General features: G+C 63.7%; 14 protein-coding genes. 5 read left to right on the top strand and 9 right to left on the bottom strand.

Annotated elements, in window-relative coordinates:
• Positions 1–99: 99 nt before the first annotated feature.
• Both AC0SZ7_RS26255 and AC0SZ7_RS26250 read left to right on the top strand, forming a co-directional pair.
• Complete coding sequence (locus AC0SZ7_RS26255; RefSeq protein WP_475507110.1) at positions 100–780, top strand: Fe2+-dependent dioxygenase; 681 nt, start codon at positions 100–102, stop codon at positions 778–780.
• A 1-nt stretch (position 781) separates the two neighbouring features.
• On the top strand, positions 782–1,534 hold the full coding sequence (locus tag AC0SZ7_RS26250) for a tetratricopeptide repeat protein (protein WP_475507109.1): 753 nt from the start codon (positions 782–784) through the stop codon (positions 1,532–1,534).
• A 108-nt stretch (positions 1,535–1,642) separates the two neighbouring features.
• Here the strand turns inward: AC0SZ7_RS26250 and AC0SZ7_RS26245 are convergent, their stop codons facing one another.
• The 5 genes from AC0SZ7_RS26245 to AC0SZ7_RS26225 form a co-directional block, all read right to left on the bottom strand.
• The gene (locus AC0SZ7_RS26245) at positions 1,643–2,806 is read right to left on the bottom strand and encodes a type III PLP-dependent enzyme (RefSeq protein ID WP_158152702.1); all 1,164 of its coding nucleotides are present in this window, start codon (positions 2,804–2,806) and stop codon (positions 1,643–1,645) included.
• A gap of 441 nt (positions 2,807–3,247) precedes the next feature.
• A complete protein-coding gene (locus AC0SZ7_RS26240) occupies positions 3,248–4,414 on the bottom strand; it encodes an osmoprotectant ABC transporter ATP-binding protein OsmV (protein ID WP_475507108.1) in 1,167 nt (388 codons plus the stop codon).
• Entirely contained in the window at positions 4,411–5,064 is a 654-nt protein-coding gene (locus AC0SZ7_RS26235) for an ABC transporter permease (RefSeq protein WP_416422463.1), read from the bottom strand. The genes AC0SZ7_RS26240 and AC0SZ7_RS26235 overlap by 4 nt, the downstream gene beginning before the upstream one ends.
• A complete protein-coding gene (locus tag AC0SZ7_RS26230; protein ID WP_475507107.1) occupies positions 5,061–5,975 on the bottom strand; it encodes a glycine betaine ABC transporter substrate-binding protein in 915 nt (304 codons plus the stop codon). Before AC0SZ7_RS26230 ends, AC0SZ7_RS26235 begins: the two co-directional genes overlap by 4 nt.
• Positions 5,976–5,989: 14 nt before the next feature.
• Entirely contained in the window at positions 5,990–6,676 is a 687-nt protein-coding gene (locus AC0SZ7_RS26225) for an ABC transporter permease (protein WP_475507127.1), read from the bottom strand.
• Between the two features lie 436 nt (positions 6,677–7,112).
• Here AC0SZ7_RS26225 and AC0SZ7_RS26220 point away from each other — a divergent pair, with 436 nt between their 5' ends.
• Positions 7,113–7,856: a phosphatase PAP2 family protein gene (locus AC0SZ7_RS26220; RefSeq protein ID WP_475507106.1), complete on the top strand. Its 744-nt coding sequence runs from the start codon at positions 7,113–7,115 to the stop codon at positions 7,854–7,856.
• Positions 7,857–7,954: 98 nt separating this feature from the next.
• Positions 7,955–9,538, top strand: a complete 1,584-nt coding sequence (locus AC0SZ7_RS26215; RefSeq protein ID WP_475507105.1) for a peptide chain release factor 3 — start codon at positions 7,955–7,957, stop codon at positions 9,536–9,538.
• 102 nt (positions 9,539–9,640) lie between these two features.
• Here the strand turns inward: AC0SZ7_RS26215 and catA are convergent, their stop codons facing one another.
• From catA to AC0SZ7_RS26200, 3 genes are read right to left on the bottom strand one after another with little or no spacing between them, the layout of a single operon-like run.
• Positions 9,641–10,570: a catechol 1,2-dioxygenase gene (catA, locus tag AC0SZ7_RS26210; RefSeq protein ID WP_475507104.1), complete on the bottom strand. Its 930-nt coding sequence runs from the start codon at positions 10,568–10,570 to the stop codon at positions 9,641–9,643.
• 53 nt (positions 10,571–10,623) lie between these two features.
• Complete coding sequence (gene catC, locus AC0SZ7_RS26205; protein WP_475507103.1) at positions 10,624–10,914, bottom strand: muconolactone Delta-isomerase; 291 nt, start codon at positions 10,912–10,914, stop codon at positions 10,624–10,626.
• Between the two features lie 13 nt (positions 10,915–10,927).
• Positions 10,928–12,076, bottom strand: coding sequence for a muconate cycloisomerase family protein (locus AC0SZ7_RS26200; RefSeq protein ID WP_475507102.1), 1,149 nt, complete (start codon positions 12,074–12,076; stop codon positions 10,928–10,930).
• A 121-nt stretch (positions 12,077–12,197) separates the two neighbouring features.
• On the opposite strand from AC0SZ7_RS26200, the gene AC0SZ7_RS26195 reads away from it, so the two are divergent.
• Entirely contained in the window at positions 12,198–13,079 is an 882-nt protein-coding gene (locus tag AC0SZ7_RS26195; RefSeq protein WP_475507101.1) for a LysR family transcriptional regulator, read from the top strand.
• Between the two features lie 807 nt (positions 13,080–13,886).
• Here AC0SZ7_RS26195 and AC0SZ7_RS26190 read toward each other — a convergent pair.
• On the bottom strand, positions 13,887–14,963 hold the full coding sequence (locus AC0SZ7_RS26190; RefSeq protein ID WP_475507126.1) for a polyamine ABC transporter substrate-binding protein: 1,077 nt from the start codon (positions 14,961–14,963) through the stop codon (positions 13,887–13,889).
• Positions 14,964–15,114: the final 151 nt, after the last annotated feature.

The following is a 15,114-nucleotide window of genomic DNA, read 5'->3' as shown; positions in this document are numbered from 1 at the left end:
TTTGGCTTACGGTTTTTACAATTTCATACGTCAGGCCGTTGTACACAGTCAATAAGAATCAATACCATTGGCACCCTCCCGTTTTCAGGTGCCTTTGCCATGCTGCTGCACATCCCCGCAATATTCTCCCCCGAGGAGGTAGCGCGCATTCGCCAGGCCCTGGAGGCCGCGGACTGGGCGGACGGCAAGATCACCGCCGGGCACCAGTCGGCCAAGGCCAAGCACAACCTGCAGCTGCCCGAAGGCCACCCGCTGGCGGTGGAAATTGGCGCGGCCATGCTGGAACGCCTGTGGAAGAACCCGTTGTTCATGTCGGCGGCGTTACCCCACAAGGTGTTTCCACCGTTGCTGAACTGTTACAAAGCCGGTGGCAATTTCGATTTCCATATCGACAACGCCGTGCGCCAGGCCCGGGGCAACCCGGAGCGGGTGCGTACCGACCTGTCCTCCACGCTGTTCTTCAGCGACCCTGACGAATACGACGGCGGCGAGCTGGAAATCCAGGACACCTTCGGTACCCAGCGGGTCAAGCTGCCGGCCGGCGACCTGGTGCTGTACCCCGGCACCAGCCTGCACAAGGTCAACGCGGTCACCCGTGGCACCCGCTACGCGTCGTTCTTCTGGACCCAGAGCCTGGTGCGCGAGGACAGCCAGCGCGCGCTGCTGTTCGAGATGGACGGCGCCATCCAGAGCCTGACCCGCGATGTGCCCGACCACCCGTCGCTGGTGCGCCTGACCGGCACCTACCACAACCTGCTGCGCCGCTGGGTGGACGTCTGACATGGGCTTCGAATTGCGCCGCGAAGAGATCCTCGATGCCGAGCGCCTCAGCGCCATGCTCGACGACAACCCGGCGCGCGCCGCCCAGGCCATTCTTACCGCGGCCCGCGCCGGCATCGTCGATGCCCAGGCGCTGCTGGGGCAGATTCTGCTGGACGGCCAGGGCATAGAACGCGACCCGGCGCTGGCGCGCACCTGGTTCGAAATAGCTGCCAACGGCGGCCACCTAATGGCGCGCAACATGCTGGGGCGCTGCCATGAGCACGGTTGGGGCGGTGCGGCAAACGCCGAACAGGCGGCGGTGAATTACCGCGAGGCGGCGGCAGCGGGGCTGGACTGGGCGCTGTACAACTACGCCAACCTGCTGGGCACTGGCCGGGGCGTGGCCCTGGACCATGAGCTGGCGCTGGTGTGCTACCGGCGGGCAGCGCTGCTGGGCCACGCCAAGTCGATGAACCTGCTGGGCCGCTACCTGGAAAGCGGCATGGCCTGCGCGGCCGACGTAGCCCAGGCGCATGACTGGTACCGGCGCGCGGCCGAGGCGGGGGATTTCCGTGGGCAGTTCAGCCACGCGGCGGTGCTGGCCGAGGCGGGCAGGGTGGATGAGGCGCTGCACTGGCTGCAGCTGGCGCTGGAGGGTGGCAACCTGAACTTCCTGCGGGTGAGCGGGCCAGCGTTGCTGCAGGCCAATGACGCGCGCGTGCGGGCGATGGCGGATGCCTACGCGGCAAAGGCCGCTGCGTTGAATGCCTGAGGGACGCGGCTACGCAGATCTCCGTAGCAGCGGCCGCAGGCCGCGTCATACCACCCCGCAAAAAAAAGCCCGGGCACATGGCCCGGGCTTTTTCATTGCCGCAAACGCTTAGATGTAGAACGACTTCAGCGGCGGGAAGCCGTTGAATTCCACGGCGCTGTAGCTGGTGGTGTAGGCACCGGTGGACAGCCAGTACAGGCGGTCACCGATGGCCAGGTTCAGCGGCAGGCCGTACTTGTAGTTCTCGTACATGATGTCGGCGCTGTCGCAGGTCGGGCCGGCGATGACCACTTCTTCCACTTCGCCTTTCTTCTCGGTCCAGATCGGGAACTTGATGGCTTCGTCCATGGTTTCGATCAGGCCGCTGAATTTGCCCACGTCGGTGTAGACCCAACGCTCGACGGCGGTGCGCGACTTGCGGGCAACCAGTACCACTTCGCTCACCAGGATACCGGCGTTGGCGATCAGCGAGCGGCCCGGCTCCAGGATAATTTCCGGCAGGTCGTCGCCGAAGTCTTCCTTCAGGAAGCGGATGATTTCTTCAGCGTAGGTTTCCAGGCTGTTGGTACGGGTGATGTAGTTGGCCGGGAAGCCGCCACCCATGTTGATCAGCTTCAGGTGGATACCGTCTTCTTCCTTCAGGCGCTCGAAAATCACCTTCACCTTGGCGATGGCGGCGTCCCACACGCTGATGTCGCGCTGCTGCGAACCAACGTGGAAGGAAATGCCGTACGGCACCAGGCCCAGGTCACGGGCCAGGATCAACAGGTCCATGGCCATGTCGGTCTGGCAGCCGAACTTGCGCGACAGAGGCCAGTCGGCAGTGGTGGAGCCTTCGGTGAGGATACGCACGTACACTTTCGAACCCGGGGCGGCCTTGGCGATGTTGCGCAGGTCGGCCTCGGAGTCGGTGGCGAACAGGCGCACGCCCTTCTCGTAGAAGTAGCGGATGTCCTTGGACTTCTTGATGGTGTTGCCGTAGCTGATGCGCTCAGGGCCAACGCCCTGGCCCATGACCTTGTCCAGCTCGTAGATGGAGGCGATGTCGAAGCTCGAACCCTTGTCACGCAGCAGGTCGATGATTTCGACCGCAGGGTTGGCCTTGACCGCGTAGTACACCTTGGCGAATTCGAAGCCGGCGCGCAGGTCGTCATAGGCCTGGCTGATCATCTGGGTGTCGATGAGTACGAAAGGGGTTTCTTGCTTGTCGGCGAACGCTTTCATTTTCTGGAAGGTTTCGCGCGCGAAATAGTCTTCGACCTGGATCGACATGCTGGGACTCCTGCTGGCAAACGTTGAAAATATTCATGGGTGAAGGTGGCACCCGGTGCACACCTCTCTTGACCGCCCTCCGTATCCCCACTTTGGTTCGCCTACTTCCCAAGGCATGTCGCCGAAAGCAAAAAGGCCACTGGAAGCACGCTTCCTCATGGCCTTGCTGTCTCGTCGTCAGTACTTGAGCCGGATGGATCGTTTCCAGCATGGACGGTCGGCGCGAACTTTAGGACGTGAGGGGCTCAAGATCAACAAAAAATGTCGCGTTTTTACACGCGTTCGTCGCTGAGCCTTGGTCATACCCTTATTAACCGACCTGCATGACAGGCTGATGTTCCCAAAACCCTGTAGCAGCTGCCGAAGGCGGCGTCGGCGGCGACGCGGTCTACCGGGTAGATTGCGGTGCCTGGGACGCGGCCTTGCGGCCGCTGCTACAGGTCAGGCGGTGGCCTGCTCCACCAACTCCGCTGGCGACACGATGTTGGTCTTCATCCCCCGCGAGCGGCCCGAACTCAGGTACGCCGCGATGGACTCCTGCGTCACCTCGCCCAGGAACACGTTCTCGGCATTGAGCACCGGCAACCAGGCGCGGTTGAACTCGTACATGCGCGACAGCAAGATGCGCAAATGTTCGTCGTAGGCGGCGGTGGCGTTGAACGGCCGCAGGTAATCCTGGCAGGTGCCTTGCTGGCGGTGCAGGTCGCGGCGGCGCACGTAGCCCATGGCCTTGTTCTCGGCGTCGGTCATGACCACGTAGCGGCGGTCGTGCTCGTCCATCAGCTCCAGGGCATCGGCCACCGGCGTCTGCGGGCTGACCGACGGCGCGTTGTCGGCGGCGTCCTCGGCCTTCACCAGCAGCAGGCGCTTGAGGGTGCTGTCCTGGCCCACGAAGTTGCTGACGAAATCGTCCACCGGGTGCGCCAGCAGGGTGTCCGGGTGGTCGATCTGCAGCAGCTTGCCGGCACGGAAGATCGCGATCTTGTCGCCCAGCTTGATGGCCTCGTCGATGTCGTGGCTAACCATGATCACGGTCTTGTTCAGCGCGCGCTGCATCTCGAAGAATTCGTTCTGGATCATCTCGCGGTTGATCGGGTCGACCGCGCCGAACGGCTCGTCCATCAACAGCAGCGGGGCATCCGCTGCCAGCGCGCGGATCACGCCGATGCGCTGCTGCTGGCCGCCCGACAGTTCACGCGGGTAGCGGTGCAGGTACTGCTTGGGCTCCAGCTTGATCATGCTCATCAGCTCACGGGCGCGCTCGTGGCATTTCTGCTTGTCCCAGCCCAGCAGGCGCGGCACCACGGTGATGTTTTCCTCGATGGTCATGTTCGGGAACAGGCCGATCTGCTGGATCACGTAGCCGATGTTGCGGCGCAGGGTCACCTCGTCAAGGCCGGTGGTGTCCTCGCCGTTGATCAGCACCTTGCCCGAGGTGGGCGTGATCAGGCGGTTGATCATTTTCAGCGTGGTGCTCTTGCCGCAGCCCGACGGGCCCAGGAACACGCAGATCTCGCCTTCGTTGACGGTCAGGCTCACGGCGTCCACGGCTTTTACTTCCTTGCCGTTGCTGGTGAAGGTCTTGGTCAGGTTCTGAAGTTCGATCATTTGAGTAATCCTTTGGGAGTCAGGGCGCGTTGCAGCCATTGCAGGAAGAGGTCGGCGATGATCGCCAGGACGCTTACCAGCACGGCGCCGACGATCAACATCGACATGTCGCTGCGGCTGATGGAAGTGAGGATAAGTACACCCAGGCCACCGGCACCGATGGTGGCGGCGATGGTCATGACGCCAATGTTCATGACCACGGCGGTGCGTACGCCAGCCAGAATCACCGGCACCGCGATGGGCAGCTCGACCATGCGCAGGCGCTGGCCGAAGGTCATGCCAATGCCGCGCGCAGCTTCACGGATGCCCGGTTCCACGCCGGTCAGGGCCAGGTAGGTGTTGCGCATGATGGGCAGCAGCGAGTACAGGAACACCGCGGTGATGGCCGGCAGCGGCCCCAGGCCCTGGCCGAACTTGGAGTAGAACGGCAGCAGCAGGCCGAACAGGGCGATGGACGGGATGGTCAGCAGCACGGTGGCGCTGGCCTGCATCACGCCGGCGGCAGCGGGGAAACGGGTCATGACGATGCCCAGGGGCACGCCCACCAGAATCGCCAGGCTCACCGCCACGCCCACCAGGGCGATGTGCTGGCCGGTCAGGTGCAGCACCTGCGCCCAGTCCAGGTGGGAAAAGGTATCGAGGAAACTCATGGCTGCTCCTTCGTGGCGGCGGGCACGGGGTGGTCACGCAGGAACTCGGCGGCCACGGCGGTCGGGCTCAGGTGCTGCACGTCGACCTTGGCGTTGAGCTGGCGCATGGTTTCGTCGTCCAGCAGTTCGGCCAGCGGTTTCAGGTCGGCGGCCAGGTCCGGGTGGGCGTCGAGGAAGTCCCTGCGCACGACCGGTGCGGCGGTGTAGTCGGGGAAGTAGTGCTTGTCGTCTTCCAGCAGCTTGAGGTGGAAGGCGTTCAGGCGGCCGTCGGTGGTGTACACCAGCCCCGTGAACACCTGGCCGTTGCGCAGCGCGGTGTACACCAGGCCGGCGTCCATCTGGCGAATGTCGCGGCGGGTGAACTGCAGGTCGTAGGTCTGGGTCAGGCCCACCAGGCCGTCGGAACGGTTGGCGAACTCGGTGTCCAGGGCCAGTACATGGCCCTTCTTCGGTTCATCGCGCAGCACCTGGTTCAGCTGGCTGATGGTGTTGACCTGCGGGTAGGCCTTGGCGATGTTTTCCGGCAGGGCCAGGGCGTAGGTGTTGCTGAACTTCGACGGGGTCAGCCACACCAGGCCTTTCTTCGCGTCCAGTTCCTTGACCCGCTGGTAGGTGGCAGCGCTGTCGAGTTTGTCGGTCACGTGGTTGTAGGACACCAGCGATACACCGGTGTATTCCCACACCATGTCCAGCTGGTTGGTTTCCTGGGCGCTGCGCGCCAGGTTGCTGCCCAGGCCACTGGTGACCTGCACGTTGTAGCCTTTGGAATCGAGGTATTGCGCGGTGATGGCGGCCAGCACCGATTGTTCGGTGAACACCCGGGCGCCGAGGCGCACCAAGGGTTTTTCCGCAGCGTGGGCAGCGCCCGCGCACAGCAGGGCCAGGCCCAGCAGCATGCTTGGTACTTTCATGTGATTTCCTTCGCTCAGCGAGTCAGGCCGCGTTCCAGCCACAGGCGGCTGGCCATCGACACCAGGCCGTCCAGCAGCAATGCCAGCAACGCCGTGCAGGCGGCGCCCAGCAACAGTTGCGGCTGATTGTTCAAGGCGATGCCGGGGAAGATCAGGCTGCCCAGGCTGTTGGCGCCGATCAGGAACGACAGCGGCGCGGTGCCGACGTTGATCGCCAGGGCCACGCGCACGCCACCGACAATGATGGGCACGGCATTGGGCAGTTCCACCTGGAACAGCACTTGGCGCGGGGTCATGCCGATGCCGACGGCGGCTTCCTTGAGCGAACCCTGAACGTTTTTCAGGCCTTCGTAGGTGTTGCGCACAATGGGCAACAGGGAAGCGAGGAACAGGGCGAAGATGGCCGGGCCGCTGCCGATGCCAAGTATGCCCAGGGCGATGGCCAGCACGGCCAGGGGAGGGACGGTGTTACCGATGTTGAAGATTTGCATGAAGCGTTCGGCGCGGCCAACCATGTTCGGTCGGCTGAGCGCAATGCCGGCGGGGATGCCCACTAGCAGTGCGGCGGCCATGGAGGCCACTACCAGTATCAGATGCGCTTGCAGGTAAAACAGTAAATCTTCTTGGTACTGCTCGATGGTACTGATGCCGATCCAGTGGACCAGCAGGGCCAGGATGACGACGGCAGCCGTACACCCCATCAGCCCCTTGCCATAGCGAATAGCCACAGGCGGACTCCTATTTTTTCAGTCGGCGCACACACCGTCGGTGGCGACAGCCATGCCTGGCGGTCAACGGTGGGTTCGCGAGAAGCAGCGCGCGGACGACTGTGGAAACAGCGTCGATGCGCGCCATAAGCGCAGCCTCGTCAGGCTGACTTGCCGTTCTTGCACACCCTGACGAATGGTCGAATCAGGGGAATGGACGTCTCCGTTATTTAAAAGGTTCCCATCTGCGGCAGCATTTGGCCACCCTTAATTGCCCCAACGGTAACGGGGGCTGCACGCTTTCACGTATTTTTCACCTGCCGTTGACATGTAACAAACAGTTTCAGGGCCATGCTCAAGCAGACCTGCGTCATTAGAACTTCATCGCCTTCACGCCGGAGGTGCCGTTTCTCTTCCCCGTGGACCGCTCATGTCATCAGCCCTGTCTCGCCCTGTTTCACGCCCGCTGAATCTCTGGATCTGCCTGGGCATTCCTGCCGTCATCGCCATTGCCCTGTGCCTGCTGGAACTGACCGACATCGACATGGTTATCGAGCGGTCGTTCTATGACCCGGTGCTGCACGCGTTCGCCGGCAAACACAGCTACTGGCTGGAAAACGTGCTGCACGACCAGGCCAAGCGCGTGGTGATCGCCATCGGCGTGCTGGGCGGCCTGGGCTACCTGGCCAGCTTCCTGGTCAAGGGCTTGCTGCCTGTCCGCCGTGAGCTGGCGTGCCTGGTGGTGGCCATGTCGCTGTCCACCAGCTACACCGCACCGCTGAAAACCCTCACCGGCGTTCAGTGCCCCTGGAGCCTGACCGAGTTCGGCGGCACCCAGGCCTACAGCAAGCTGTTCGAGCACCGCCCGGCCACCGCCGACCCGGGCCGCTGCTGGCCGGGTGGCCACGCGGCCACCGGTTTCACCCTGTTCTCGCTGTTCTTCGTGCTGCGTGACCGGCGCCCGCGCATGGCCCGCGCCGGGCTGGTGTTCGCCTTCGGCCTGGGCACGGTGTTCTCCATCGGCCGCATGATCCAGGGCGCGCACTTCCTGTCGCACAACGTCTGGGCGGCGATCTTCTGCTGGCTGATCTGCCTGGGCACCTACTACGTCATGCTGTACCGCCCGCAGACCGCCACCGACACGCTGCCCCAGGCCGCGCCAGCCACGGCCTGAGCCATTGGCGACGGGCGAGTTGGACGCATGGTTCCAGCTCGGCCCGGGTTCAGCTATAATCGGCGCCCTTTTTTGAATCACCTCGCAGGCGATTTCCCATGACCCAACAGGCCGCCGAAGTCGCGAAACGCCGCACTTTCGCCATCATTTCCCACCCGGACGCCGGTAAAACCACCATCACCGAGAAACTCTTGCTGATGGGCAAGGCGATTTCCGTGGCCGGTACCGTGAAGTCGCGCAAGTCCGACCGTCACGCCACGTCCGACTGGATGGAGATGGAGAAGCAGCGCGGCATCTCCATCACCACCTCGGTGATGCAGTTCCCGTATCGCGACCACATGGTCAACCTGCTCGACACCCCCGGTCACGAAGACTTCTCCGAAGACACCTACCGCACCCTGACCGCGGTGGACTCGGCGTTGATGGTGCTCGACGGCGGTAAGGGCGTAGAGCCGCGGACCATCGCCCTGATGGACGTCTGCCGCCTGCGCGACACGCCTATCGTCAGCTTCATCAACAAGCTGGACCGTGACATTCGCGACCCGATCGAACTGCTCGACGAAATCGAGGCGGTGCTGAAGATCAAGGCTGCGCCCATCACCTGGCCGATCGGTTGCTACCGCGACTTCAAGGGCGTGTACCACCTGGCTGGCGACTACATCATCGTCTACACCCCGGGCCACGGCCACGAGCGCACCGAGACCAAGATCATCGAGAAGCTGGACTCCGATGAAGCGCGCGCGCACCTGGGTGACGAGTACGAGCGTTTCATCGAGCAACTGGAGCTGGTGCAGGGCGCATGCCACACCTTCAACCAGGAAGAGTTCATGAACGGCCAGATGACCCCGGTGTTCTTCGGCACCGCACTGGGCAACTTCGGTGTCGACCACGTGCTCGACGCCGTCGTCGACTGGGCGCCACGCCCGCTGGCCCGTGTGGCCCACGAGCGGACCGTGGAACCGGTGGAAGAGAAATTCACCGGCTTCGTGTTCAAGATCCAGGCGAACATGGACCCCAAGCACCGCGACCGCATCGCGTTCATGCGCATCTGCTCGGGCAAGTACGAGAAGGGCATGAAGATGCGCCACGTGCGTACCGGCAAGGACCTGCGCATCGGCGACGCCCTGACGTTCTTCTCCTCCGAGCGTGAGCAGCTGGAAGAAGCGTTCGCCGGCGACATCATCGGCCTGCACAACCACGGCACCATCCAGATCGGCGACACCTTCAGCGAAGGTGAAGTGCTGGGCTTTACCGGTATCCCGCACTTCGCCCCGGAGCTGTTCCGCCGCGTGCGCCTGCGTGACCCGCTGAAATCCAAGCAACTGCGCCAGGGCCTGCAGCAGTTGGCCGAAGAGGGCGCCACCCAGGTGTTCTTCCCCGAGCGCAGCAACGACATCATCCTGGGCGCCGTGGGTGTGCTGCAGTTTGACGTGGTGGCCAGCCGGCTGAAGGAAGAATACAAGGTGGAATGCTCCTACGAGCCGATCACCGTGTGGTCGGCCCGCTGGATCGATTGCAGCGACAAGAAGAAGCTTGAGGAATTCAAGAACAAGGCCGTGGAAAACCTGGCAGTGGACGGCGGTGGTCACCTGACCTACCTGGCGCCTACCCGGGTGAACCTGGCGCTGATGGAAGAGCGCTGGCCGGACGTGAAATTCCGCGCCACGCGCGAGCACCACTAAGCCGCCGCTGCTACGCAACTCTGCGTAGCAGCTGCCGAAGGCTGCGTCCCAGGCACCGCGGTAAATCCGGGACGCCGCCTTCGGCAGCTGCTACGGGGTTGGTTACTCCTCCAACGCGCGCACGCGCTCGCCGCGCTGCTGGGCTTTCGGCACTTCGCTGGCCTGCAGGGTGAAGTCGAAGTCGATCTCGGCGAATCGGCCGCTCACCCCATGTTTCTGCGCCTGCACCGGGTCTTCGCTGAAGCGGATCTCGGCCACCAGTTCATCGCGGGTGGCGTAGGCGAAATCGTCGTACAGGTATTTGTCGCCGGCCAGGTTGATCTGCGTGGTCAGGTGGCGATGGCCCGGCGCCGAGATGAAGAAATGGATGTGCGCCGGCCGTTGGCCGTGGCGGCCCAGCTGGTCGAGCAGTTGCTGGGTGGGGCCATCCGGTGGGCAGCCGTAGCCCGACGGCACGATGCTGCGGAAGCGATAGCGGCCCTGGCTGTCAGCCTGGATGCGGCGGCGCAGGTTGAACTCGCTCTGCGACGGGTCGAAATAGGAATAGGTGCCGCCGGTGTTGGCCTGCCATACATCGACGATGGCGCCCGGCACCGGCTGGCCATTGACGTCCTTCACCTGGCCCTGCATGAACAGCACGGTGCCCGGGTCGCTGCCGTCGTCCAGCCGCGCCTCGTATTCGCTCAGCGGCGCGCCGGCCACGTACAGCGGGCCTTCGATGGTGCGCGGGGTGCCGCCCAACTGGCCGGCGGCCTCGTCCTGCGCGTCCAGCTGCAGGTCCATGTAGTGTTCCAGGCCCAGGCCGGCCACCACCAGCCCGGCCTCCTGGCGCGCGCCCAGCACGTTCAGGTAGTTCACCGCCGCCCAGAATTCCTCCGGGGTTACCTCCAGGTCCTCGATGATTTTCACCGAGTCCTTGAGCATGCGGTGGATCAAGGTTTTCACCCGTGGGTTGCCGGCGTCGTTGAACACGCCGCTGGCTTCTTTGAGAAACTGCTGTACCGGTTCGGTCTGCGAGATTTTGACAGTCATGGTTGTGGCCTCATCTTATATTTATTAGTCAGCGCGCCAGGGGCCGGCGCCTATCAGCGGTCGTCCTGGTGGATCGAGGAAGGGTGGCGGCACATGGCGTCCACCTCAATCGTCATGTACGGGAACAGTGGCAGCTGCATCAGGGTGTCGTGCAGTTCCTGCACGCTGGCCACATCGAACACGCTGTAGTTGGCGTACGCCCCGGCAATGCGCCACAGGTGGCGCCATGTGCCTTCCTGCTGCAGGCGCTGGGCCAGTTCCTTCTCGTCGGCCTTCAGGCGGGTGGCCTTGGCGGGGTCCATGTCGAGGGGCAGGTTCACGGTCATCTTTACGTGGAACAGCATGGCAATGCTCTCCTTAGCTATGGCTGTAGGCCTTGGTGGCCTTGTCGCGGCGGAAGAAAGCCACGCGCTCTTCGTCCAGCGCCAGGCCCAGGCCCGGGGTAGTGGGCACGTGCAGCTGGAAGTCCTGGTACTTCGGCGCGCTGGCCAGGATGTCTTCGGTCAACAGCAGCGGCCCGAACAGTTCAGTATCCCAGGCCATCTTCGGCAGGGTGATGAAAGCGTGCGCCGAGGCCAGGGTGCCGATGCCGCCTTCAAGCATGGTGCCGCCGTACAGGCCGATGCCCGCCGCGTCAGCGATGGCGGCGGCGCGCAGGGCCGCGCGGGGGCCGCCGGTCTTGGCAATTTTCAGCGCAAAGATGGTGCCGGCGCCCAGGCGCGCCAGGTTGTAGGCGTCTTCCACCGATTCGATGGCCTCGTCGGCCATGATCGGGATTGGGCTGCTGGCGCTCAGGCGCGCCAGGCCGACTTGGTTGTAGCGCGAGATCGGCTGCTCTACCAGGTCGATGCCGTTGTCGCCCAGCACCTGGCAGGCGCGCAGGGCCACGGCTTCATCCCAGGCCTGGTTGACGTCAACGCGCACGCTGGCGCGGTCGCCCACGGCCTTCTTGATGGCGATGACGTGGGCCAGGTCCGTGTTCACCTCGCCGGCGCCGATCTTCAGCTTGAAGATGCGGTGGCGGCGCACGTCGAGCATCTGTTCCGCCTCGGCGATATCGCGGGCGGTGTCGCCGCTGGCCAGGGTCCAGGCCACCGGCAGGCTGTCACGCAGGCGCCCGCCCAGCAGCTCGCTCACCGCCAGGCCACGGCGCTTGCCCTGGGCGTCGAGCAGCGCGCTTTCAATGCCGGACTTGGCGAAAGTATTGCCGCGCACGCTGCGCTCGATGCGCTGCATGGCGGCGTTGATATTGTCGGCCGGCTGGCCAACCAGCAGCGGGGTGATGTGGCTGTCAATGTTCACCTTGATGCTGTCGGGGCTTTCGTTGCCGTAGCTCAGGCCGCCGATGGTGGTGGCCTCGCCAATGCCTTCCACGCCGTCGCTGCAGCGCAGGCGCAGCAGCACCAGGGTCTGGTGCTGCATGGTGTGCATGGCCAGCTTGTGCGGGCGGATGGTTGGCAGATCGACAATGATCGTTTCGAGCGACTCGATCGTGGGATGACTCATTTCGATACCCGTCAGGTTATGTTCTTGTCTGACCCGATAGTGATACGGCGTTTTCTTGCAATCCAATATAGAATTGGTCTGGTCTGATACCTGCCGGGTATTGTCGCTGATGAGGTAAGCCGTGGAACTCAGGCATCTCCGCTATTTTCAGGTGCTGGCCCAGACCCTGAACTTCACCCGCGCCGCCGAGCGCCTGCACATCGCCCAACCGCCGTTGAGCCGGCAGATCCAGCAGCTGGAGGACGAGTTGGGCGTCAGCCTGATCGAACGCGCCCGGCCGTTGCGGCTCACCGAGGCGGGGCGGTACTTTTTCGAACACAGCAGCGCCCTGCTGCACCAGCTCGATACCCTGTGTGAAAACACCCGGCGCATTGGCCTGGGCCAGAAGACCTGGATGGGCATCGGCTTCGCACCATCGACGTTATACGGCGTGCTGCCGGAGATGATCCGCCGCCTGCGCAGCGAAGACGCTGCCATCGAACTGGAGCTGGGCTTGTCGGAGATGACCACGGTGCAACAAGTGGAAGCCCTGAAGGCGGGGCGCATCGACGTCGGCTTCGGCCGCATCCACATCGACGACCCCGCCATCACTCAGACCGTGCTGCGCGAAGACCGCCTGATCGCCGTACTGCCTGCCGGCCACCCGCTGCTGGGCCACACCGCCACCCTGGCAGAAGTGGCCCGCGAACCTTTCGTGCTGTACCCCGGCAACCCGCGGCCCAGCTACGCCGACCACGTGCTGGCGCTGTTTGCGGCGCATGGCTTGGGCATCAAGGTGGCGCAGTGGACCAACGAGCTGCAGACCGCCATCGGGCTGGTGGGGGCGGGTATTGGCATTACCCTGGTGCCGGAGTCGGTGCAGATCCTGCATCGGGATGATATTGGCTATAGCCCGTTGGCGGAGGCCAATGCGACCTCGCCGATCATCCTCAGCCGCAGGGTGGGGGATGTGTCGCCGGCGGTGGGGTATTGTCTGGAGGTGATTGCGCAGCTGCGAAGTTGAACCCGCCGCCGCCGGCGCCGGCGCCGTTGCGGTCGCGTGTGATCTGGCTTGTGATCTGGCTTGTGATCTGGCTTGTGATCTGCTGTTGATCTGGCTCTTGATCTTGATTGTATGCCCCGTAAAGCGCCCGGGCCGACTGGAGGCGTTGACCAGGCGGCAGCCCGCAGGGCCCTTCGGCGCAGCCGAAGGAAACGGCAACCCGCCAGCTTCTATAGCGGGGGCCGTTTGCCGCCTGGGCGACGCCGGAAGGAGGGGACCCGTAGCGCAGCGGAGGGCCCAAGCAGGGGCAAGCGTTTTTTGCTTACTTTTTTTGGCGTCTGAAAAAAAGTGAGTCGGCGTAAGGCCGAAACGGTCGGTGGTCGCGCCACGAAAATGGATATGTCCAGAAATGTCAGAAGCAGGATCTGGCCATCGTGAACATATCCATTTTCGCGGGGATACCACCGACCGTTTCGGCCTTACGCCGAGTAACTTTTTGGCAGTCGCCCCAAAAAGTCACCAAAAAGGGCTTGCCCCTGCTTGGGCCCTTCGCTGCGCTACGGGTCCCCTCCCTCCGGCGTCGCTCAAGCGGACGACGGCCCGGAATAGAAGCGCCTCCGGTTCCGTCTTCCCCGGCTACGCCAGGGACCGCTTGATCAACGCCTCCAGTCGGCCCTAGCGCTTTACGGGGCCAAGATCAAAAGCCAGATCAAGATCAAAGGCCAGATCACAAGCAGATCACAAGCAGATCACAAGCAGATCACGAGCAGATCACGAGCAGATCACAAGCCTGATCTACAGCTCGGGCGTGGCTTGTGGGTGGGGGCTTTAGCCCCCCGCGATCACCTTCTCCATTACTTTCGTCCGAATCGCATCAACATCCGCCGGCATCGCCTCCAACGGGAACAACTTGCTCATGATGTCTTCATCCGGGTACACCTTGTTGTCCCCCCGCAACGCCGGGTCAATCAACGCGTCGGCTTTTTCGTTGCCGTTGGCGTAGTGCACGTAGTTGCTGATGCCGGCGATCACCTTGGGCTCCAGCAGGTAGTTCATGAAGGCGTAGGCGGCCTTGGGGTCGGGGGCGTCGGCGGGCATGGCGACCATGTCGAACCACAGCGGCGCGCCTTCGCGGGGCACCGAGTAGCCGATGTTCACACCATTCTTCGCGGCCTTGGCCTGGGTGGCGGCCTGCAGCACGTCGCCAGAGTAGCCCACCACCACGCAGACTTTTCCGCTGGCCAGGTCCGCCATGTATTTGGAGGTGTCGAAGTAGGCCACGTCGGGGCGGATTTTCAGCAGCGCGGCCTCGGCCTTGTCATAGTCCTCGGGCTTTTTGCTGTGGGGCGGCAGGCCCAGGTAGTTGAGGGTGATGGGCAGCAGCTCCGGGCCGCTGTCGACAAAGGCCACGCCGCAGGCCTTGAGCTTGTCGAGGTTCTGCGGTTTGAAAATCAGGTCCCAGGAATCGGTGGGCGCGTTGTCGCCCAGGGCAGCCCTGACCTTGTCGACGTTATAGCCGATGCCGGTAGTGCCCCACAGGTAGGGGAAGCCGTGGCGGTTGCCGGGGTCGTTGACCTCCAGCACCTTGAGCAGCACCGGGTTGAGGTTGTCCCAGTTGGGCAGCTTGCTGCGGTCCAGTTCCATCAAGACGTTGGCCTGCACCTGGCGCGCCATGAAGTGGGTGGAGGGAAACACCACGTCGTAGCCGGCGTTGCGCGCCATCAGCTTGCTGTTCAGCAGCTCGTTGCTGTCATACACCGCGTAGCTGGGCACGATGCCGGTCCTGGCCTGGAACTGTTTGAGGGTGTCGGGGGCAATGTATTCGGACCAGTTGTAGATCTTGACCGTCTCGGCCGCCTGGGTGGCGCCGGTGGCGAGCAGCAAGGTGGCAATCAGGGTACGCAGCATCAGGGCAAGCCTTGCGGTTGGGGGCGGGTACAGCATAAGCCACCTTGCGGCAGATGGCACACCACCCCCTTGTGGGGGGGGGGGGGGGGGGGGGGGGGGGGGGGGGGGGCAAAAACCCAGCACCACCCCCCACACCACACCCCCCCCC

This window comes from Pseudomonas sp. JC1203, from assembly GCF_056175065.1.
The sequence above is the reverse complement of the archived record's forward strand: the minus strand, read 5'-3'. Positions and strand labels throughout refer to the sequence as shown.

Excerpts from the sequence above, each read along its gene's own strand:
- AC0SZ7_RS26255 (WP_475507110.1), top strand. The coding sequence starts at position 100 with ATGCTGCTGCACATCCCCGCAATATTCTCCCCCGAGGAGGTAGCGCGC.
- AC0SZ7_RS26250 (WP_475507109.1), top strand. The coding sequence starts at position 782 with ATGGGCTTCGAATTGCGCCGCGAAGAGATCCTCGATGCCGAGCGCCTC.
- AC0SZ7_RS26245 (WP_158152702.1), bottom strand. The coding sequence starts at position 2,806 with ATGTCGATCCAGGTCGAAGACTATTTCGCGCGCGAAACCTTCCAGAAA.
- AC0SZ7_RS26240 (WP_475507108.1), bottom strand. The coding sequence starts at position 4,414 with ATGATCGAACTTCAGAACCTGACCAAGACCTTCACCAGCAACGGCAAG.
- AC0SZ7_RS26235 (WP_416422463.1), bottom strand. The coding sequence starts at position 5,064 with ATGAGTTTCCTCGATACCTTTTCCCACCTGGACTGGGCGCAGGTGCTG.
- AC0SZ7_RS26230 (WP_475507107.1), bottom strand. The coding sequence starts at position 5,975 with ATGAAAGTACCAAGCATGCTGCTGGGCCTGGCCCTGCTGTGCGCGGGC.
- AC0SZ7_RS26225 (WP_475507127.1), bottom strand. The coding sequence starts at position 6,676 with ATGGGGTGTACGGCTGCCGTCGTCATCCTGGCCCTGCTGGTCCACTGG.
- AC0SZ7_RS26220 (WP_475507106.1), top strand. The coding sequence starts at position 7,113 with ATGTCATCAGCCCTGTCTCGCCCTGTTTCACGCCCGCTGAATCTCTGG.
- AC0SZ7_RS26215 (WP_475507105.1), top strand. The coding sequence starts at position 7,955 with ATGACCCAACAGGCCGCCGAAGTCGCGAAACGCCGCACTTTCGCCATC.
- catA (WP_475507104.1), bottom strand. The coding sequence starts at position 10,570 with ATGACTGTCAAAATCTCGCAGACCGAACCGGTACAGCAGTTTCTCAAA.
- catC (WP_475507103.1), bottom strand. The coding sequence starts at position 10,914 with ATGCTGTTCCACGTAAAGATGACCGTGAACCTGCCCCTCGACATGGAC.
- AC0SZ7_RS26200 (WP_475507102.1), bottom strand. The coding sequence starts at position 12,076 with ATGAGTCATCCCACGATCGAGTCGCTCGAAACGATCATTGTCGATCTG.